The 19951-nt window shown below is 71.1% G+C and carries 15 protein-coding genes; 11 read left to right on the forward strand and 4 right to left on the reverse strand.

Annotated features, from left to right (window positions below; all coding sequences use genetic code 11):
• Positions 1 to 206 precede the first annotated feature (206 nt).
• Positions 207 to 551, forward strand: coding sequence for a DUF3817 domain-containing protein (locus C1701_RS17865; protein WP_026418594.1), 345 nt, complete (start codon positions 207 to 209; stop codon positions 549 to 551).
• Between the two features lie 6 nt (positions 552 to 557).
• Here C1701_RS17865 and C1701_RS17870 read toward each other — a convergent pair whose 3' ends face one another.
• Entirely contained in the window at positions 558 to 1079 is a 522-nt protein-coding gene (locus C1701_RS17870) for a MarR family winged helix-turn-helix transcriptional regulator (protein WP_103056294.1), read from the reverse strand.
• 120 nt (positions 1080 to 1199) lie between these two features.
• Between C1701_RS17870 and C1701_RS17875 the strand changes: the two genes are divergently transcribed.
• The 3 genes from C1701_RS17875 to C1701_RS17885 all read left to right on the forward strand — a co-directional run bounded on the left by C1701_RS17875 (position 1200) and on the right by C1701_RS17885 (position 4432).
• A complete protein-coding gene (locus tag C1701_RS17875; RefSeq protein ID WP_026418592.1) occupies positions 1200 to 1517 on the forward strand; it encodes a thiamine-binding protein in 318 nt (105 codons plus the stop codon).
• A gap of 110 nt (positions 1518 to 1627) precedes the next feature.
• Positions 1628 to 3367 (forward strand): acyl-CoA mutase large subunit family protein, encoded by a 1740-nt coding sequence (locus C1701_RS17880; protein WP_026418591.1) that lies wholly within the window; start codon positions 1628 to 1630, stop codon positions 3365 to 3367.
• A 63-nt stretch (positions 3368 to 3430) separates the two neighbouring features.
• Positions 3431 to 4432, forward strand: a complete 1002-nt coding sequence (locus tag C1701_RS17885) for a tetratricopeptide repeat protein (protein ID WP_211237508.1) — start codon at positions 3431 to 3433, stop codon at positions 4430 to 4432.
• Positions 4433 to 4835: 403 nt separating this feature from the next.
• On the opposite strand, the gene C1701_RS17895 is transcribed toward C1701_RS17885, so the two are convergent.
• Positions 4836 to 6275 carry a neutral zinc metallopeptidase gene (locus C1701_RS17895; protein ID WP_026418589.1) on the reverse strand — a complete coding sequence of 480 codons (1440 nt, stop codon included), beginning with the start codon at positions 6273 to 6275 and terminating at the stop codon, positions 4836 to 4838.
• A gap of 793 nt (positions 6276 to 7068) precedes the next feature.
• Here C1701_RS17895 and C1701_RS17900 point away from each other — a divergent pair.
• Positions 7069 to 7704, forward strand: coding sequence for an NADPH-dependent F420 reductase (locus tag C1701_RS17900; protein ID WP_103056296.1), 636 nt, complete (start codon positions 7069 to 7071; stop codon positions 7702 to 7704).
• A gap of 79 nt (positions 7705 to 7783) precedes the next feature.
• Here C1701_RS17900 and C1701_RS17905 read toward each other — a convergent pair whose 3' ends face one another.
• Positions 7784 to 9103 carry an acyltransferase family protein gene (locus C1701_RS17905; protein ID WP_103056297.1) on the reverse strand — a complete coding sequence of 440 codons (1320 nt, stop codon included), beginning with the start codon at positions 9101 to 9103 and terminating at the stop codon, positions 7784 to 7786.
• A 695-nt stretch (positions 9104 to 9798) separates the two neighbouring features.
• On the opposite strand from C1701_RS17905, the gene C1701_RS17910 reads away from it, so the two are divergent.
• The 3 genes from C1701_RS17910 (at position 9799) to C1701_RS17920 (ending at position 14915) form a co-directional block, all read left to right on the forward strand.
• Positions 9799 to 10227 carry a 50S ribosomal protein L11 gene (locus tag C1701_RS17910; protein WP_026418586.1) on the forward strand — a complete coding sequence of 143 codons (429 nt, stop codon included), beginning with the start codon at positions 9799 to 9801 and terminating at the stop codon, positions 10225 to 10227.
• Positions 10228 to 11100: 873 nt separating this feature from the next.
• Positions 11101 to 12600: a glycoside hydrolase family 9 protein gene (locus tag C1701_RS17915; RefSeq protein ID WP_103056298.1), complete on the forward strand. Its 1500-nt coding sequence runs from the start codon at positions 11101 to 11103 to the stop codon at positions 12598 to 12600.
• Between the two features lie 275 nt (positions 12601 to 12875).
• Positions 12876 to 14915 carry a glycoside hydrolase family 48 protein gene (locus tag C1701_RS17920; RefSeq protein ID WP_026418584.1) on the forward strand — a complete coding sequence of 680 codons (2040 nt, stop codon included), beginning with the start codon at positions 12876 to 12878 and terminating at the stop codon, positions 14913 to 14915.
• A 101-nt stretch (positions 14916 to 15016) separates the two neighbouring features.
• Here C1701_RS17920 and C1701_RS17925 read toward each other — a convergent pair whose 3' ends face one another.
• Entirely contained in the window at positions 15017 to 16051 is a 1035-nt protein-coding gene (locus C1701_RS17925) for a LacI family DNA-binding transcriptional regulator (RefSeq protein WP_026418583.1), read from the reverse strand.
• A gap of 544 nt (positions 16052 to 16595) precedes the next feature.
• Here C1701_RS17925 and C1701_RS17930 point away from each other — a divergent pair.
• From C1701_RS17930 to C1701_RS17940, 3 genes are all read left to right on the forward strand, one after another.
• Positions 16596 to 17888 carry an ABC transporter substrate-binding protein gene (locus C1701_RS17930; protein ID WP_417853578.1) on the forward strand — a complete coding sequence of 431 codons (1293 nt, stop codon included), beginning with the start codon at positions 16596 to 16598 and terminating at the stop codon, positions 17886 to 17888.
• A gap of 184 nt (positions 17889 to 18072) precedes the next feature.
• Positions 18073 to 18996 carry a carbohydrate ABC transporter permease gene (locus tag C1701_RS17935; protein WP_162182577.1) on the forward strand — a complete coding sequence of 308 codons (924 nt, stop codon included), beginning with the start codon at positions 18073 to 18075 and terminating at the stop codon, positions 18994 to 18996.
• Complete coding sequence (locus C1701_RS17940) at positions 18993 to 19883, forward strand: carbohydrate ABC transporter permease (protein WP_026418580.1); 891 nt, start codon at positions 18993 to 18995, stop codon at positions 19881 to 19883. The genes C1701_RS17935 and C1701_RS17940 overlap by 4 nt, the downstream gene beginning before the upstream one ends.
• The last annotated feature ends 68 nt before the right edge of the window (positions 19884 to 19951 follow it).

The raw sequence follows: 19951 nt of genomic DNA on the forward strand, positions 1-19951 counted from the left end.
CGCATTGCGTCAAGTCGTCACGCCAGCGGGTCGGAGAAAGTAGGGCGGTCAGCCGAATTCGTCCGACGCTGTCCTCGATAGCGGGAGCAATGTCGCCGGCCGGGGTGGGCCGACGGCGACCCGGTCGCCCGGTGACGTGGGGCACTGAGCACACTGGGGACCGCCGGGGTCGTCGCCCGGCGCCACCGAGCCCCAGGAGGAGTGCAGTGTTCACCACGCCGGTCGGTCGCTTCCGCCTCGCAGCCCTGGCGGAGGCCGCCTCCTGGGTCGGGCTGCTCGTCGGCATGTTCTTCAAGTACGTCGTGGTGCACAACGACGTGGGGGTGGCGATCTTCGGCCGGGTCCACGCGGTGCTCTTCATCCTCTACGTCGTCGTGGCCCTGGTCACCGCCCGCGCGTTGAGGTGGAACCTGGTGACCCTCTTCTGGGCGCTGGTGGCGAGCGTGCCCCCGCTGGGAACCGTGCTGTTCGAGCGCTGGGCCACCAGGAAGGGGAAGCTGGCCGACCCCGGCGCGGTCAGGGCGCCCCTCGACGAGCGTGCCGCCGCGTGAGGCGACTCACCCCTCGGTCGGCTCGCGGCTGAAGTCCCCGTGCGCCAGCCGGACGCCGGTGAGCAGCTGGGTCAACTGGGTCATCTCCTGCTCGTTCAGGCCCCGCATCCCGAAGTTCACCGAGGTCACGGCGGTGGTGGCCGCCTCCATCCGTCCCCGCCCCGCGTCGGTGATCTCCACCAGCGTGGTCCGCCGGTCGGTGGGGTGCGGTGTCCTGCGCACCAGCTTGTCCCGTTCGAGCCGGTCGACGATGTTGGTGACGCTGGTGGGGTGCAACTGGAGCCGCTCGCCCATCACCCTCATCGGGAGGGCCCCCCGCCGGGAGAAGGTCAACAGCACCAGTGCCTCGTACCGGGCGAAGGTGAGGCTCAGGGGACGCAGCGCACCGTCGACCGCCGACTGGAGGAGCTGCTGCACCCGCATCACGCTGGTGACCGCGGCCATCGTGCTCGAGGGCCCGATGCGCGAGGCCCACAGTTCGGCGGCGCGCGCGATCGGATCGAACGGAAGTGGTTGCTGGGCGGTCATGACAACTGACGCTAGCAGCGTCGGAGGTGGGCCCGACCGCTTGGCGGGTCCCGGACCCACCGGGTAGCCCGGGAACGGAGGCGCCGGAGCCGCCGGCGCCCGAACAGGAGGTGCGTGCTCATGTTGGTCGCCTTCAGCGTCAGCCCCACGGGTGGTGCCAGGGGGGAGGAGAGCCCGGAGAGCGTCAGCGGCGCGGTGAGCGAGGCGGTGCGGATCGTGCGGGACTCCGGACTCCCGTACGAGCTGTCCTCGATGTACACCACCGTTGAGGGGGAGTGGGACGAGGTCATGGACGTGGTCCGACGCGCCACCGACGCCGTGCTCGCGCGGGCGCCCCGCGCGTCCCTGGTCATCAAGGCCGACATCCGCCCCGGTTTCACCGGGCAACTGCGGGCCAAGGTCGAGCGGGTGGAGCGCCGGTTGGCCGGGGAGGGCTGACCCGGGACGGCCGCCCCCGCCGCTCGGGCTGTGATCACCGCCGGTCGTCGGCACACTGATGACGGCGCACCGGGGTCCGTCGATCGACGCGGGCACGAGCGGAGGTCAGGATGTCGGAACGCGGAACGGGGCGGGACCCCCGACCAGACGACCCCGAACCCGGCCGCCGGCGCTGGCGGGAGCGCTACGAGGCCGCCGCCGCCTCGGGCCGGGTCCCGGACGTCGACGTCACCACCCTGTCCGGAGTTCCGGTGCACCCCGTCTACGGCCCCCCGGAAGGGGGCGTCGTCCCCGGTTTCGACCGCATCGGTTGGCCCGGGGAGTTCCCGTTCACCCGGGGGCCTCACACGACGGGGTACCGGGAGAAGCCCTGGACGATCCGCCAGTTCGCGGGTTTCGGCACCGCGCGCCAGACCAACGAGCGGTACCGGACGATCCTGGCCCAGGGGGGCGGCGGTCTCTCCGTCGCGTTCGACATGCCGACCCTCATGGGCCGAGACTCCGACGACGAGCGCGCGCGGGGCGAGGTCGGGCACTGCGGGGTGGCCGTCGACTCCGCCGCCGACACCGATCTGCTGTTCGAGGGCATCCCCCTCGACCAGGTCACCACCTCGATGACCATCTCCGGGCCGGCGGTGCCCGTCTTCTGCATGTACCTGGTGTCGGCCGAGCGACAGGGCGTGGACGTCGGGGCGCTCAACGGCACCCTCCAGACCGACATCTTCAAGGAGTACATCGCGCAGAAGGAGTGGCTCTTCGGGCCGGAACCACACCTCCGGCTGATCGGTGACCTCCTGGAGTACTGCGTGCGGAACACCCCCGACTACAAGCCCCTCTCGATCTCCGGCTACCACATCAGGGAGGCGGGGGCGACCGCCGCGCAGGAACTCGCCTTCACCCTCGCCGACGGGTTCGGGTACGTGGAACTCGGTCTCGCGCGCGGACTGGACGTCGACCGGTTCGCCCCCGGCCTCAGCTTCTTCTTCGACGCCCACATCGACTTCTTCGAGGAGATCGCGAAGTTCCGCGCCGCGCGGCGGACCTGGGCCCGCTGGCTGCGCGACGTCTACGGTGCCACCACCGAGAAGGCGCAGCGGATGCGGTTCCACACCCAGACCGCCGGCGTGTCGCTCACCGCCCAGCAGCCGGACAACAACATCGTCCGGACGGCGGTCGAGGCGATGGCCGCCGTGCTGGGCGGCACCAACTCCCTGCACACCAACGCCCTCGACGAGGTGCTGGCCCTCCCCGGTGAGCGCGCCGCGCGGATCGCCCTCCGCACCCAGCAGGTCATCGCCGAGGAGACCGGGATCACCAACGTCGCAGACCCCCTCGGCGGCTCCTGGTACGTGGAGGCCCTCACCGACAGGTTGGAGGAGGAGGCGGAACGGATCTTCGGTCGGATCCGGGACATGGCGGCCAGCGCCGTCCCGTCGGGCGAGCACCCGATCGGCGAGATGACCTCGGGGATCCTGCGCGGCATCGAGGACGGCTGGTTCGCCGGGGAGATCGCCGACGCCGCCTTCGCGCACCAGCGGGCACTGGAACGGGGTGACCGGCGGCTGGTCGGGGTGAACCGCCACGTCGAACCCACCGAGGGGGATCTGGAGATCCTCCGGGTCAGCGACGAGGTCGAACGCGAGCAGCAGCGGGTCCTGGCGGCGAGGAAGACGGCCCGGCGGCAGCGCGTGGTGGCGGAGGCGCTCGCCGAGCTCGTCAGGGCGGCGCGCGGCGAGGACAACCTGATCGAGCCCATGTTGGCGGCGGTGCGGGCGGAAGCGACCCTGGGGGAGATCTGCGGTGCCCTCCGCGCCGAGTGGGGCGACTACACCGAACCGGCCCGGTTCTGACCCGGCCGCCTCCGGGAACCGGATCGCTGACCTCGCGGCGGGGGATCCGCGCTCCGTGCCAGGATGGGGGACGTGACGAGGCCAGATCCACGCCAGACCGCAGCTCTGTCCGCCGCGCTGTCCGGTGCGGTCGATCTTTCCGCAGTGAAGGCCAGAGCCGACGCGGCCAGGCAGCAGACCCAGACCCCGGCGTCCCCGGCAGGGGGCCCCGGTGCCGGGAACGGGACCCCCGGCACCTCCTCCCCCCACGTCATCGACGTCACGGAGGCCGACTTCCAGACGGCGGTGCTGGAACGCTCCCTCCAGGTCCCGGTGGTCGTCGACCTCTGGGCCACCTGGTGCGGGCCGTGCAAACAGCTGTCGCCGGTGCTCGAGAAGCTGGCGGCTGCCGCGAACGGCGCCTGGGTGCTCGCGAAGGTCGACGTTGACGCCAACCCGCGCATCGCCCAGGTGTTCGGGGTCCAGTCGGTGCCGACCGTGGTCGCCATCGCCGGGGGACAGCCTGTCGACGCCTTCGCCGGCGCCCAGCCCGAGCCCCAGATCCGCGAGTGGATCGGCTCGCTGCTCGACGCGCTGCGCGACAAGCTGCCGGGCATCAGCGCCGCCGAACAGGGTGCCACCCCGGCGGAGGAGCCGACCGAGCCGGAGGTTCCGGAGGACCCCCGGTTCACCGAGGCCGAGGCCGCGTTGGACAGGGGTGACTTCGACGCGGCCGAGCGGGCGTACCAGCACATCCTGGACACCGAGCCCGCCAACGAGCAGGCCAGGGACGCGCTCAACCAGGTCCGCTTCCTCGCCAGGGCGCAGGCTGCCGACCCGTCCTCGGTCGAGCGTGCCGCCGCCGCGCCCGACGATGTCGACGCCCAGTTGGCGGCGGCCGACTACGAGCTGTCCGCCCAGCAGGAGGTGGCGGCGTTCGACCGGCTGATCGAACTGGTCCGGCGGACCAGCGGCGAGGACCGCGACCGGGTCCGGACACACCTCGTCGAGCTCTTCGAACTGTTCCCCGCCTCCGACGAGCGGGTCGTCGCGGCGCGGCGAGCGCTCGCCAGCGCGCTGTTCTGAGCGTCGTCGCCAAGGGTGTGGTGGTTCGCCGAGGAGGATGAACCACCACACCCCGGCCGGACGCCGGGCGGCGGTGGACGCCGGGCGGCGGTGGACGCCGGGCGGCGGAGGTGGCGGTGGCGACCGGCGCGCGCAGCGTCGCCCGGCGGCCCCCGTGGCAGGTGTGCGCGAGGACGCCCTCCGCACGAGGTCGGCCGCCTGCCGGACGCCCACGCCACCGCTCCCCGGGCGAGCCCGTCGAGGACCAAGCCGCCCGGGCGCGGCCGCCGACCCCGGCCCGCCAAGCCGGTTCGCGGGTGGCGGCGAGGAAGAAGTCGGGACCCGGGCGGACGTCCCGGTGCGGGGCGTGGGAGCCGATGACCACGGGCTGGACCCGTCGGTCACCCCCGGCGCCGGAGCCTGATCACCCGCTGAACTCGTCGAGGCAGGTGTCCATCCCGTCCTCGAAACCGATGCGCAACGACTCCACCCGGGCGAAACCGGCGGGAATGCTCTCGCCGTCGATGTCCGCGGCGATCAGGCTCCCCTCCGTGAGCAGCTCGGCGATCGCCTCGTCCAGGTCGCCGGGGGAGATCCGGACCCGACCGGGTCGCGGCGCGCCGTCCGGCAGCAGTTCGCCGGCCCACGCGCCGACCAGGCAGGCCGTGCGCAACCCGGCCTCGTCCCCGCGCAACGGCAGCCCCTGCCGTGCCTGGACCCAGAGCGCGTACCGGGAGGCGATCTCGGCGAACGCGGCGAAGTCGCCGATACCGCTGTCGCCCTGCCGCCTCGGTGCGGTCCCGATCACCTGGAGCGCCGCCAGGTCCAGGGAGATCACGTCCTCCGCCTCGCAGAACGCCACCGGAGCGGTGTTCCCGCACGACACGCCCTGGTAGTCCAGCGCCGGCCCGTCGCCGAACCGGGCGAACACCTCGCGGAGGGAACCGGCGACGTGTTCGACGTTCTCCTCCACGATCGGCAGTTCACCGGAGTTGGCGTCGCCCTCCGCGAACTCCAGCTGCGTGATGCGCCCCTCCAACTCCTCGATGTCCATCTCCGCGCAGCGGGACGGCCCGTCGGTGAAGCCGAAGGTGAACGCCGAGACCCGGTCGAAGGCACTGCCGTGGGCCCGGGGTGCGAGGTAGTCCGTCCCCGCCTGGTCCCTGATGAAGAACAGGGTCGCGAGGATGGCGTTCAGTCCCTCGCCGGTGGAGATCTCGAAGAACGGGGACTCCCCGTCGGCGACGTAGCGGAAGTAGGCGCCCGCGTAGCAGTCCGCCTGCTGCTCGGCGAGGATCGTGGGCATCGCCGGCCCCATCTGACCCGCCTTGTACTGGACCGCGTGCCCCATCTCGTGGGCGATGACCGTGACCACCGCCATCTCGCTGAAGGTGTTGCGGAGCTCGGGGAGCAGGACGCCCCGGTCCCAGGCGATCGAGTCGTCCGACGGGCAGTAGAAGGCGTTGGGCACGCCCGTCGTGTCCATGCCGCACACCAGAACGCCCTGCCCGTTCGCGTCGTAGGACAGCAGCGTCGCCACCGGTTCGAAGGTCAGCCCTGGGAAGGTCGCGGGGAACTCGACCTCCCAGTAGTCGTACAGGTCGGTCACCGCGGCGAGCGCCAGTTGGTCCAGCGGGCCCCCGTCGCTGTTCAGGGCGGTGGCCCTGATGGGGGGAGTCGAGGCCCTCGGGCCGCTGGGGCCGCTCGTGATGGGCAGCCCGGCCGCCTCGTCCGGGCTGATCCGCTCCAGGGCCGACGCCGTCCCGACGACCTCCCGGTGCCCGCAGGCCACCAGGACCACCAGGCCCACGACGAGCGCGGCCACGATCCTGGCGGGGGACGGCGTTCTGGATGAGCTGGCCACTGCCACGCTGCTCCTGTCAGAGGTTGGGCCACGACGGGAGGCGGTTCCGACCCGGCTCGGTGGCACAGGCGGATCTCCCGGGCCAGCAGGCTACTTTCCCGGGTCGGCGTCCACTGTCGGTTTCGCGCTTTTCGCCGCCCAGCGGGACCGTGCGTCACCGCCGCCGAGCGGTGCGCGATCGACGTCCCTCGCCAGCCGAGGGGGCGGGACGCGGCCGGGGGACCCGAGGGTCCGAGCGGATCAGTCGGAGGGGGTCAACCAGACGACACCGCTGGCGGGCAGCCGCGGCACGACCGACACCGGTCCGCCGTGCCACGGGCTGTCCTGCGCGACGAGGGCCCGGGTCGCGGGCCCTCGGCCGGGAGCGGTCGAACGCGCCTCGCACCCCCGTCGACCCGTCGCGGGACGGCCGGGGCGTTCGGCGCCCGGGATGGCGGCGGGTGGCGGCGTCCGACCCCGCAGGGCGCCTCGGCGGCCCCTCATCGGAAAGAGATTCACTGGGCACTGCCCGTGACTGGATGCTGGGTAACGCGCGCTCGGCGGTTCGGTGCCACGGGGTGGGGCCGGGCCCGGTCGCTGCTGGCCAACGGGCACGGCGCCTCGCGGGCTCCGGTCGGCCAAGGCCGGGGGTTGCCCAGGGCGCCCCGGCTCGTCAACCGCGTTCGACTGACCCCCTAGGGCTGGGGTTGATCACGGACAGTCACCCACAGGGAGCACGAAACCTGCGGCGCGCCCGGCGAGGCGTTGTGATGGGTACGCACCGGTCCGCTCGAGCGAGGTCGGGAGGTACGGCATGGACGTGGCGATCATCGGGGCCGGCGAGATGGCACGTGGGCTGGCCGGTCGGCTGGCCCCGGCCGCCCACTCCGTCACGGTGTACGGGCGCACGACCCGCGCCGCCGAGCGGCTCGTGACCGCGGTGGCGCGGGACGACCACGCGGTGCGACCCGCGACCCTCGGCGACCCCGTCACCGCCGACCTGCTGGTTCTCGCGGTCCCCTTCGCGGCGGCCCCCGCCATCATCGCCCAGTACGGGGAGCACCTCCCCGGCCGCGTGCTGGTGGACGTGAGCAACCCGGACCGGGGGCTGCCCGGGGCGGGTGCGTCCCCGGAGCCGGGTCCGGCGTCGGCGGCGGAGGAACTGGCCCGGCTGGTCCCCGCGGGCACCGTGGTGGTGAAGGCGTTCAACACCGTCACCGCCGGCGCGCTCCTCGGCCCGGGCGTGGTGGACGTCTTCGTCGCCACGGACGACGAACAGGCCCGGGTCGATCTCTTCACCCTGGTCCGGGCGGCGGGGATGCTGCCGCTGAACGCGGGCGGCCTGCGCGGGGCTCGGGAACTGGAGGGGATGGGGCGGCTGCACCTGGTCGTCCGCCGGGCACTCGGTACCGCCGCGCACAGCTCCTTCGCCCTGCGGATGGTCGGCTGAGCTCGAGCTCGTGCCGGCCCGCTTCGGCCGAGCTGGCCGGAGCCCGTCGAGCCGGGCCGACCCCGAACGGTGGTGGAGGTCAGTCCACCCTCGGCACCGGGCCGGTCGCCGTGGCCCGGGAGGACGCCGCCGGGTCGTCCGTGGACGCCCTCCCCGCGTCGTCCACGGCCCTGGCCGGTGCCTCCACCCGGCCGACCTCGGCGCCGCTCGCCGTGTCCACCCAGCTCAGGTGGCTGACCGGCTCGCGGTCCTGGGGGGTCGCCGTGACCGTGGACTCCCGTTCCGTGTCCTGGGACACCGTGTCGTGGGTCGCCGACCCGCCGGCGGCCGCCGCCCGCGCCGCCTTCCGCCGTGACCAGAGGCCGCCCGAGCGCAACCAGTTCGCCGCCGGTTCCTCGACGAGGCGGGTCAACGCCCAACCCAGGACGACCGCCACCACGAGCATGGCACCCGACTGGGCCATGGGCGGCCAGCCCGCCTCGGACAGCTGGTACATGACGCTGTAGCCGATGTTGTGGTTGACCAGGTAGACGCAGTAGGAGATCCCGGCGAGCCAGATGATGGGCCGCATCACCGGGTGGTAGTAGTCCTTGCCCCGGGCGGCGAGCGCGATGCCCACGGTGGCGATCGCGACCCACAACGTCGAGTCGATGTCGTCGTGGTGGAACTCGTGGGCCCACACCGCCGCCGGCACCAGCAACAGCGTCGCCCAGTTCCCCCGCCGGTTACCCCAGAGCCACAGGGCGGCGCCGGCGGCGAACAGGTGCGCCCGGTAGGCGCCTCCGGCGGACAGCAGGGAACGGACCTCCTGGGCCAGACCCGGCTCGGTGAGCGTCAGCTTGGCCACCACCGGCAGGGTGATGGCCGCCGCCAGCACCAGGTGCAGCCGCCACCCGTGCCCCCACCGACGCGGCCACAGCAGCGCCGCGACGCAGAACATGATGATCTGCACCGGCACGGTCCAGTAGCTGCCGTCGGTCCTGGCGATCCCCTCGACGAAACCCGGGGGGAGCACCAGCATGGTGCCGATCATCGAGGTGAAGCTGCGCTGGAGCGACTCGGGGCCGATCAGGTGGGTGATGATCTGGGTGAGGAGGGTGGCGACCAGGAAGGCCGGGAGCATCCGGGCCAACCGGTTCCGGAGCAGTGTTCCCGGGCCCTTGGAACTCAGCGTCTGGCAAACGAAGTAGCCGGAGATCATCATCATGATCGCCGCGCCCGACTGGATGCTGAACTCCCACGGGCGCCGCTCCAGTTCGGACACCAGGAACGGTCCGCCCCAGGTCGCGTGCTGGACGATGACGAAGATGATGGCGAAACCGCGGAGCAGGTCCCAGCTGGTCTGCCGGCGCTTGGGGCGGTCGGTGCCTGCGGCCGGTGCGGCCGGGACGCTGGCCATGCTCTCACTCCCCAGAGGATGTGGTCACGGGTTGTCAACTGCCACCGTCGTGGCGCGTCCGCCCGGCCCGTCGCCCTGGGGGCGGGCGGACGTGGTGGAGCAGCAGCACGAGGGACGTCAGCAGCCGCCGGGTGGCGTTCTCGCCAGCCGCGGATCTTGTGGTGCCGTGTGGCGGCCGAAGTTACCGCATGACCGGAGGCCCTGACGCGGAGGCCAGCCAATCGCGACCCCCTCGTTATCGCTGTTCACCCCCTGGTGGGTGTCGAATCCCCCAGGTTGGGGTGTTCGCTCGCTGTCAGTCGCGGTGCGCGGCGCACCTCGCACGACCGGGTGGCGGGGCCGCGTGGCATCGCGGTCGAGGGCTCCCGGGGGAGGACCAGGGGGAGGACCCGGGGCCACCGCGCGGGCCGCGCGGTGGGCGGCTCGTGGGGGTGCGCGTTCGACGCCCGCACCAGGGGCCCGGCCCGTGCGGTAGGCTGACCGGGAACGCGGCGAACCGCCTCGGCTGAGGCAGGCTGATCACGCGCCGGGACCCGTGGGACGTTGTCCACCCGCGAACGGCGCGGACCCGATGTCGACTGCCTGGACAGCATGGTGCGGCCCCGCGCCGAGTGCGCCATGAGCGCTGGCGTAGGATGCCCTGCGGTGCCGAACGCCGACAGGCCAGGATTTCTGACAAGGTAAGGTTTTCGATTATGCCTCCCAAGCAGCGTAAGACGTTCGAAGCGACGTTGGAGCTCGAAGCTGGCAACGCTGCCATGGTCGACCTCGGTAAGATGCTCGGCCCGACCGGCGCGAACACCCGCCAGATCAAGCTCGAGTACGACGAGGCCACCTCGGCCCAGCGTGGCGAGATCGCTCCCGTGGTCATCACGGTGTACGAGGACCGCAGCTACTCCCTGCGGTACAAGACCCCGCCGACGAGCTTCCTGATCCGCAAGGCCCTGGGGGTCACCACGGGCCACGCCAAGCCGGGCCACGGCTCCGGTGGCTCCCTGACCCAGGAGCAGGTTCGGCAGATCGCCGAGCGCAAGATGCCCGACCTGAACGCGACCAGCATCGAGGCCGCCATCAAGGTCGTCACCGGTTCCGCGCGGTCGATGGGCGTCTCCGTCGCCGACTGACCTGTCGTTCGGTCCAGCCTGAGCGACGACGTGCCGCACACAGCCCGTCCGGGTACTCCCGGGCGGGCTGTGTGGTGTTCGCCGGGGGGCGGCGCGATGGTCGTCCTGCTCGCGGGCGTCCCGGGTTCCCCGCCCGTTCGTCCCTCGTCCGGTCGATGTCGCCTGGCCTCGGGCGCGGACCGACGGGAGGCGTCGGTGCCGCCCCGCACCGGGGTGGCCGGGGCTCGAATCCAGGGGCGGGGCGGCCAAGCCCCTCGTCCCGGGGTCCACTGACCTCGGGGCGGGTCCCCGATGTCGCCGTTCCGCGTCGGTCCGTTCGCCGGCTCGGCTACCTCCCCGCGCCCTGGGCCACCGGGCCCGGTCCCGCGGCTTCCGGTGGTGGACCCCGCGTGGTCGGTGGCCGCCGTGTCGAACGGTGCGAGTGGGCGGCGTCGACGTCAGTCGAACACCGCGCGCCGTGGGGCGCGGCGCGGCGGGTGGGCTTCGTCCTCGTCCGGGCGTGCGCCGACCGCCACGGCCGGGGCCTGCCTTCGGCTCACTTCCCGATCCACCGACGGGACGAAAGTTGGGAGCGCTCCCAGGTGTCGGTCGCGCCGGGTAGGCCGGTGTAGGGAGCCGTCGGCCGAGCGGGTGCCGCCCCGCGCGCTGGGGTGCGCGACCGAACGGAGCAGGGAAAGGCTCGTGTTCGGCCGGACAGCGGAGCCCCCTCACCCGTCTGTCGCGGGCGGTAAGCGAAATATCACTTTGCGCGACATTCGGGGTTTACACCGTGTTGCGCAAGAATTACGATCAGGGCCTGGGAGCGCTCCCATCACGACACGTCTCATCGACTCGACGCCCCGCGTCCGACGAGGTTTCACGTGAGGAGTAGCCGTGACGAACGGCCCGTTACGCAGACGTACGTGCCTGACCGCAGCGATCTCGCTGTTGACGGTGACCGCGCTCGGAGCCACCCCGCCCGCGCTGGCCGACACCGGCGGAGCGGAACCGAGGACCGGCCAGTTCAACTACGGTGAGGCACTCCAGAAGTCGATCTGGTTCTACGACGCGCAGCGCTCCGGGGTGCTGCCCGCCGACAACAGGGTCAGCTGGCGCGGCGACTCGGCCGTGGACGACGGCTCCGACGTGGGCCTCGACCTCAGCGGCGGGTTCTACGACGCCGGGGACCACGTGAAGTTCGGCTTCCCGTTCGCCTACACCATGACGATGCTCGCCTGGGGAGCCGTCGAGGAGCCCGACGCGTACGCCGAGTCGGGCCAGCTGGAACACCTCAGGGACAACCTGCGCTGGGGGACCGACTACATCCTGCGGGCGCACCCGGAACCCGACGTGCTGTACGGACAGGTCGGCGACGGCCATCTCGACCACTCCTTCTGGGGGCCGGCCGAGGCGATGACGATGGAACGGCCCGCCTTCCGGATCGACCCCAGCTGCCCCGGCTCCGACCTCGCCGGGGAGACGGCGGCGGCCCTCGCCGCGTCCTCGCTCGTGTTCGCCGACTCCGACCCGGCCTACGCGGAGACCCTCGTCGAGCACGCGCGGCAGCTGTACGACTTCGCCGACACCCACCGAGGTGTCTACTCCGACTGCATCACCAACGCGCAGGACTTCTACAACTCCTGGGGCGGCTACCAGGACGAGCTGGTCTGGGGCGCCATCTGGCTCCACCGCGCCACCGGCGAGCGGTCCTACCTGGACAAGGCTCGTCAGGAGTACGAGCTGTTGCCGGACCCGAACGGCTGGAAATCCTACGGCTGGACGCAGTCCTGGTCGGACAAGGCCTACGGCAGCTACGTGCTGATGGCCCAGCTCACCGGCGAGCAGCGGTACGTGGAGGACGCCAACCGGTGGCTGGACTTCTGGACGGTCGGGGTCAACGGTGACCGGGTCGACTACTCCCCGGGCGGGCAGGCGGTGCTCGACACCTGGGGCTCGCTCCGATACGCGACCACGACGGCCTTCGCCGCGCTGGTGCACAGCGAGACGGTGAGCGACCCGGCGCTGCGCCAGCGGTACCACGACTTCGGTGTCCGCCAGGTCGACTACGCCCTCGGCGACAACCCCCGCCAGTCCAGCTACGTGGTCGGTTTCGGTGAGAACCCGCCGGTCAACCCCCACCACCGCTCCGCCCACGGGTCCACCACCGACGACATCCACGTTCCCGCGACCAACACCCACGTGTTGTACGGGGCGCTGGTCGGCGGCCCGGCCCTGCCAGACGACCAGTACGTGGACGACCGCACCGACTACGTCTCCAACGAGGTCGCCCTGGACTACAACGCCGGGTTCACCTCGGCCCTGGTCAAGCTCTACGCCGAGTACGGCGGCGACCCGCTGCCCGACTTCCCGCCCTCCGGTGGCGGCACGGGCTGAGGACACCGGTGGCCGGTCGGCCGCCCTCCTGACTCCGGTGCGGAACGTGCTGCGCGCCCACGCGTTCCGCACCGGACCCCAACCCCCAGTCGCGGTCATCCAGCACGAGAGCGCTCATTCGATCCGGCGGCGGAGACGAACCGGTTGACCGCGACTGCGGGGACCCGTCTGCCCGGAGGGAGGCGCTCGCCCGGGAGCGCCCGTTCCCGGTGAAGGTCCAGTGACGAGTGGAGGACATCCCTGCCATGACAGCGTCCACGTTACGGCGGAGGTCGGTGAGAAAGGCGCCCGTCCTCGCGGCGGCGGCCCTCCTGACCACCGCGATGGTGCCGGTGACCTCGGGGGCGGCCTTCGGCGGCGCCCCGGCCGACGACCTGCCGGCCGACGTCGAGGTCGAGCCCCGCCAGCCCTCCGAGTACGAGGCGGCCTTCCTCGACCAGTACGAGAAGATCAAGGACCCGGCCAGCGGCTACTTCCGCGAGTTCGACGGGCTGCTGGTGCCCTACCACTCGGTCGAGACGTTGTTGGTGGAGGCACCCGACCACGGCCACCAGACCACCTCCGAGGCGTTCAGCTACTACCTGTGGCTGGAGGCGAGCTACGGCAGGGTGACCGGTGACTGGGAGCCGTTCAACGCGGCCTGGGAGTCGCTGGAGCGCTTCGCCATCCCGGGGACCGAGGACCAACCGACGAACTCCTCCTACGACCCCGGGAGCCCCGCGACCTACGCGGCCGAGCACCCCTCGCCCACGCAGTACCCCGCACTGCTCCGCCAGGACGTGCCGGTCGGTGAGGACCCGCTGGCCAGCGAGCTGAGCGCCACCTACGGCACCGACGAGATCTACGGCATGCACTGGCTGCTCGACGTGGACAACGTCTACGGCTACGGCTTCTGCGGCGACGGGACCGACGACGAGCCGGCCTTCATCAACACCTACCAGCGCGGTTCGGGCGAGTCGGTGTGGGAGACCGTTCCGCACCCCTCCTGCGAGACCTTCGAGTTCGGCGGGGAGAACGGCTTCCTCGACCTCTTCACCGACGACCAGGCCTACTCCCCGCAGTGGCGCTACACCAACGCCCCCGACGCCGACGCCAGGGCCGTCCAGGTCGCCTACCTGGCGCAGACCTGGGCCGAGGAGCAGGGGCAGGCGGGAGCGGTCGCCGACACCGTGGCCGACGCCGCGAAGATGGGTGACTACCTGCGGTACTCGATGTACGACAAGTACTTCAAGCAGATCGGCGACTGCACCAGCGAGACCGGGTGCCCGGGAGCGCAGGGCAAGGACAGCGCGCACTACCTGCTGTCCTGGTACTACTCGTGGGGCGGGGCCCTGGCCGACGCCCAGTACCCGTGGGCGTTCCGCATCGGCTCCAGCGCCTCCCACCAGGGCTACCAGAACGTCCTGGCCGCCTGGGCGCTGTCCGAGGTCGACGGGCTGATCCCCGAGTCACCGACCGCCCAGGAGGACTGGGCCACCAGCCTCGACCGCCAACTGGAGTTCCTGCGGTGGCTCCAGTCCGCCGACGGTGGCATCGCCGGCGGCGCCACCAACAGCTGGCAGGGCGACTACTCCGACCCTGGAGCGGACCACCCCACCTTCTACGGGATGGCCTACGACTGGCAGCCGGTGTGGAACGACCCGCCGAGCAACAACTGGTTCGGTTTCCAGGTGTGGGACATGGAGCGGGTGGCCCAGTACCACCACATCACCGGCGACGAGCGCGCCGGCGAGATCCTCGACAACTGGATCCCCTGGGCCATCGAGCACACCACGGTCGGAACCGGGGGCGACTTCGGGGTGCCGAGCAACCTCTCGTGGAGCGGGGAGCCCGACACCTGGGACGCCGCCAACCCCGGTGACAACGCGTCGCTGCGGGTGAGCGTGGTGGACCAGAGCCAGGACGTCGGGGTGGCCGCGGGTCTGGCCAAGACGCTGCTCTACTACGCGGCCGCCACCGGCGACAGCGCCGCCCTGGCGACCGGGGAGGGGCTGCTCGACGCGCTGTTGGCGAACCAGACCGACCTTGGTATCGCCACCGAGGAGACCCGGGAGGACTACTCGCGGTTCGATGAGACCGGGGACCAGCAGCTCTACATCCCCAACGGCTGGACCGGCACGATGCCCAACGGGGACGTGATCGACTCCGACTCCACCTTCGGGTCCATCCGCAGCTTCTACCAGGACGACCCCGACTGGCCGCAGGTGCAGGCCTACCTGGACGGCGGACCGGCGCCGACCTTCACCTACCACCGGTTCTGGGCGCAGACGGACATCGCGACCGCCTTCGCGACCCACGCCGAACTCTTCGGCTGACCCGTTGACCGGGGCGCCATCCGCTCAACGGCGAGCGGGTGGCGCCCCACTCCGTCCTGGGTGGCCTGCCGGGGTCGACCTGGTCCGGGTCGGGCGCCGGCTCACACCGAGCCGCGCAACACCAGCTCGTTGGGGAGGATGACCGGTTCGCTGGTCGTGCTCCCGCCCTCGATGAGGGTCAACAACATGCGGGTCATCTCGCGCCCCATCAGTTCCGTCGGCTGTCGTACCGAGGTCAGTGGGGGGTCGGTGTGCCTGGCCGTCTCGGAGTCGTCGAACCCGATGATGGCGACGTCGTCCGGGACCCGTCGCCCGGCCGCCCGCAGCGCGCGCAACGCGCCGACGGCCATCATGTCGCTCGCGGCGAACACGGCGTCCAGCTCGGGGTCGCGTTCGAGCAGCTGGCGCATCGCCCGTTCGCCGCTCTCCTGGCTGAAGTCGCCGAAGGCGCACAGGTCACGGGGGACTCCCCGCCGCCCGCGGAGGGCCTTGCGGTAGCCGGCGAGCCGGTCCACCCCCACCGACATGTCCTGCGGTCCGGTGATCGCCGCGATGCGGCGGCGACCGCGCTCGTAGAGATGGGCGGTCGCGGCGCGCGCGCCCTCGACGTTGTCGGAGTCGACGTAGGGGAGGGAGGGGTGTGAGAGCTGCGGACGGCCGGACATGACCACCGGCGTGCCGTTCTCCATCAGCCGCCACGGCAGCGGATCGTCCCCGTGCACGGAGACCAGGACGGCCCCGTCGACGTGACCGTTGCGGACGTACTGCTCGACCTGGGCGTGTTCCCGGGCCGTCCAGGCCATCACCAGCACCAGTTGGAGACCGCTGGCGGACAGTTCCTTGCTGACACCCCGCAGCAGACTGCCGAAGAAGGGCTCGGTGAAGACGCGGGACTCCGGTTCGGAGACGACGAAGGCCACCGAGTCGGCGCGACGGGTGGCGAGGCTCCTGGCGGCCCGGTTGGGAACGTAACCCAGTTGCTGCACGGCCTCCAGCACCGACGCTCGAGCGGCCTCGCTGACCTGGGGGGAACCGTTGACCACACGGGAGACCGTCCCCCGGGACACCCCCGCGGCCGCCGCCACCTGTTCCAGGGTGGGACGGGCACTCCCGTTCCCGCTGCGTGTGGCTTCCACCACTGATGTACCTCCCCGACTAGCGCCTACCCAAGGGGCCGTTCCGAGCCCCGCTGGCCAACCGACTGGTGGTGGGCCAGCGAGGTGCTCCCCGCCCCGCCCCCGTGGTGGGTGTGAGCGCTCCTACCGCCGATGGTAGGCCACCCGGACCACTGGAACCGAGACGACGAACGCCCTGGTGGTGGAGTGGTCACGGTGCGTGAGGCCCCGCGTCGAGCCTACTCGTGAGAGCGCTCCCGGGCTAGTTGGCGCCGGGGCAAGCGACGAGCGCCACGTTGGAGGGTGACCACAAAGGACCGCTGGTTCGTTTGTCCCTCCATCGAGGACTTTTCGAGCAGGTCAGCGTGCGGTTTCGATGGGTGGGTCGACCCTGGAGCGTGATCTTCAGGTCACGGGCCTGCAACAGTGCTTGACAGTGGGGCGTGTCACTCGAAGACTGGTCAAGCGAATTTGGGAGCGCTCACATGAGGTGTGGCGCCGTCGTTCCTCGAGCAGGTCGACCGTCGCACCCACCAACAGGGAGTTCGAGGTGCGTGATTCAACGATGCGTCACTTATCCAGGACAACGCTGACCGTTTCGGCCGGGATGGCGGCCGTGCTGACGCTGGCCTCGTGCGGTGGTGGCGGGGGAGGTGGTGGCGGCGGCGACGGTGAGATCGAGCTGACCATCGCGACCTTCGGCTCGATGGGCTACGAGGCCCTGCTGGAGGAGTACGAGGAGCAGAACCCGGGCATCACCATCGTCCAGCAGCACACCGGACGGTCCCCCGCCCACCACCAGAACCTGTTCCAGAAGCTCGGCGCCGGATCGGGACTGTCCGACATCGAGGCCGTGGAGGAGGGGCACATGGCCCGGGCCCGGGGTGCCTCCTCCCGCTTCAACGACCTCACCGAGATCGGTCCCGAGGGGCTCGAGGACCGCTGGCAGGAGTGGAAGTACGCCGGCGGTCAGGACGCCGAGGGCCGGTTGATCGGCTATGGGACCGACATGGGCCCGCTGGCGATGTGCTACCGACAGGACCTCTTCGAGGAGGCTGGCCTGCCCTCCGACCCGGAGGAGGTGGCTCCCCTCTTCGAGACCTGGGAGGCCTACTTCGAGGCCGGCGACGAGTTCACCTCGGCCGACATCGGCTCCGCCTGGTTCGACAACGGCAGCCAGGTCTTCAACGCCATGAACAACCAGCTCGAGTTCGGCTACTACGACGCCGAGGACAACCTGATCGTCGAGAGCAACGAGGACGTCCGGCACAACTGGGACCGGATGACCGCGGCGGTCGAGGGCGGCCAGTCCGCCGGGCTGGCGGCGTTCAGCAACGAGTGGGAGAGCGGGTTCGCCGACTCGGCGTTCGCGACCAAGACCTGCCCCGCGTGGATGATGGGGCCGATCAAGGAGCACTCCGGCGAGGAGCACGCCGGGCAGTGGGCCATCAGCCCGACCTTCCCCGACGGCGGCGGCAACTGGGGCGGCACCTACCTGACGGTGCCCACCCAGAGCGAGCACCCCGAGGAGGCGGCGGAGCTGGCGGCCTGGCTCACCGCCCCCGAGCAGCAGATCCGCGCCTTCGTGGCGGAGGGCCCGTTCCCGGCGCAGGTCGAGGCCCTCGACATGGAGGAGCTGCTGGAGCACCGCGACGACTACTTCGCCACCCCGGACGTCGGACCGCTCTTCTCGGAGGCGGCCAAGCGGATCGAGCGGGCGCAGTACAAGGGCCCGAGCGACGGCGACCTGCAGGACAACGTCTTCGGACCGGCCATCCAGACCATCGAACAGGGACTGGCCAGCCCGGACGAGGCGTGGGAGCAGGCGGTACGCGGCGCCAACGAACTGGAGGGCTGACCGCGACCTCCCGGACGGGGTGCCGTGACGGCGCCCCGTCCGCTCCACGACCGTCATCCGTCCGCCGCGTCCGCGCAGCCCCTACCGAGGAGGGGAGTTGGCCGATCTGCGCTCCGAGACCGCCGAGGCGTCCCGGAAACCGTCTCCACCGCCCGGAGGCCGTTCAGGCTCCGGTAAGAACGACCTGACCCTGCGACAGCGCCTCTACCGCTTCGACGTCAAGTCGGCGCCCTACTTCTACATCGCGCCGTTCTTCATCGTCTTCGGCCTGGTCGGCCTGTTCCCGCTGCTCTTCACCGCCTACGTCTCGCTGTTCGACTGGGACATGCTGGCGGACGAACAGCAGTTCGTGGGGCTCGACAACTACGCCAGGCTGATCGAGTCGGACCAGTTCTGGAAGGCGCTGGTCAACACCATCAGCATCTTCCTGCTGTCCACCGGTCCGCAGCTGGTGATCGCGGTGCTGCTGGCCGTGCTGCTGGACGCGAGGATCCGCGCCCGCACCGGCTTCCGCGTCAGCGTGCTGATCCCGTACGTGGTGAGCCTCGTCGCCCTGGGCATCATCTTCAGCAACCTGTTCGGGCATAACTACGGTCTGATCAACAACGTGCTGGAGTTCTTCGGTTTCGACCGGATCAACTGGCACAGCGACCGCTTCGCCAGCCACGTCGCCATCGCCACGATGGTGAACTGGCGGTGGACCGGGTACAACGCGCTCATCATCCTGGCCGCCATGCAGGCCATCCCCCGGGACCTCTACGAGGCCGCGGTCGTCGACGGGGCCGGGCCCTTCCGCCGGTTCTTCAGCGTCACGATGCCGCTGCTGCGGCCCACGCTGATCTTCGTCGTGATCACCTCGACCATCGGTGGTCTCCAGATCTTCACCGAGCCCAAGCTGTTCAGCGACATCCCGGGCTCGAACAACGGCGGGTCGGACAACCAGTTCCAGACCATCACCCTGTTCATGTACCAGGCCGGATTCGAGCGTTTCGACCTCGGGTACGCCTCGGCGATCGCCTGGACGCTGTTCCTGCTGATCGTCGTGATCGCGCTGATCAACTTCCTGATCACCCGCCGGATCGCCTCGACCGGGGAGGAACGTCGATGAGTACCCAGACCGCTCCCCGGCCACCGAGGACCCGACGCCGCGCGTCCGAGGGAGGAGAACACGCCTCCCTGATCAGCCGGCCGCGCTTCCTGACCTACGGCCTGCTGCTCGCGTTCGTCCTCGGGTCGGTCTTCCCGCTCTGGTGGTCGTTCATCGTCGCCAGCCACGAGAGCTCCGTGGTGCGGGAACGCATCCCACCCCTGCTGCCCGGTGCGAACTTCTTCTCCCACGCCGCCGAGGTGTTCGACACCGTTCCCTTCTGGCTGGCGTTGGGCAACAGCCTGATCGTGGCCACCACGGTGACGGTCTCGGTGGTGCTCTTCGGGACCCTCGCCGGCTACGCCTTCGCCCGGCTGCGGTTCAGGGGGAGCGGCGCCCTGTTCGCCTTCGTGGTCGCCACGCTGGCGGTACCCACCCAGCTGGGCATCATCCCCCTCTACATCGCGATGACCTCCTACGGCTGGCAGGGCCAGCTCGCCGCCGTGATCGTCCCGAACCTCGTGACCGCGTTCGGCGTGTTCTGGATGCGCCAGTACCTGGTCGGAGCGCTGCCCCACGAACTGCTGGAGGCCGCGAGGGTCGATGGGTGCAGCATGATCAGGACCTTCTGGCACGTGGTCCTGCCGATCGCCCGCCCCGCGGCCGCGATCCTCGGCCTGTTCACCTTCATGCACTCCTGGAACGACTTCCTCTGGCCCCTCGTGGTCCTGGACGCGCAGAACCCGACCGTGCAGGTGGCCCTGGAACGGCTCCAGGCCGGCTACTACACCAACTACTCGCTGGTGCTGGCCGGGACGACGCTGGCCACGATCCCGATCCTCCTGGTCTTCGTCATCTTCGGGAAGCAGATCGTCGCCAACATCGCCCAGGGAGCGGTGAAGGGATGAGCGGGCCCGCGGGGCCCGACCGCCGACCGGACGCGCCTCCGGTCGGCGCCTTCCCCGCGGGGTTCACC

Source organism: Actinoalloteichus sp. AHMU CJ021 (assembly GCF_002895405.1).
Taxonomy (GTDB): Bacteria; Actinomycetota; Actinomycetes; order Mycobacteriales; family Pseudonocardiaceae; genus Actinoalloteichus_B; species Actinoalloteichus_B caeruleus.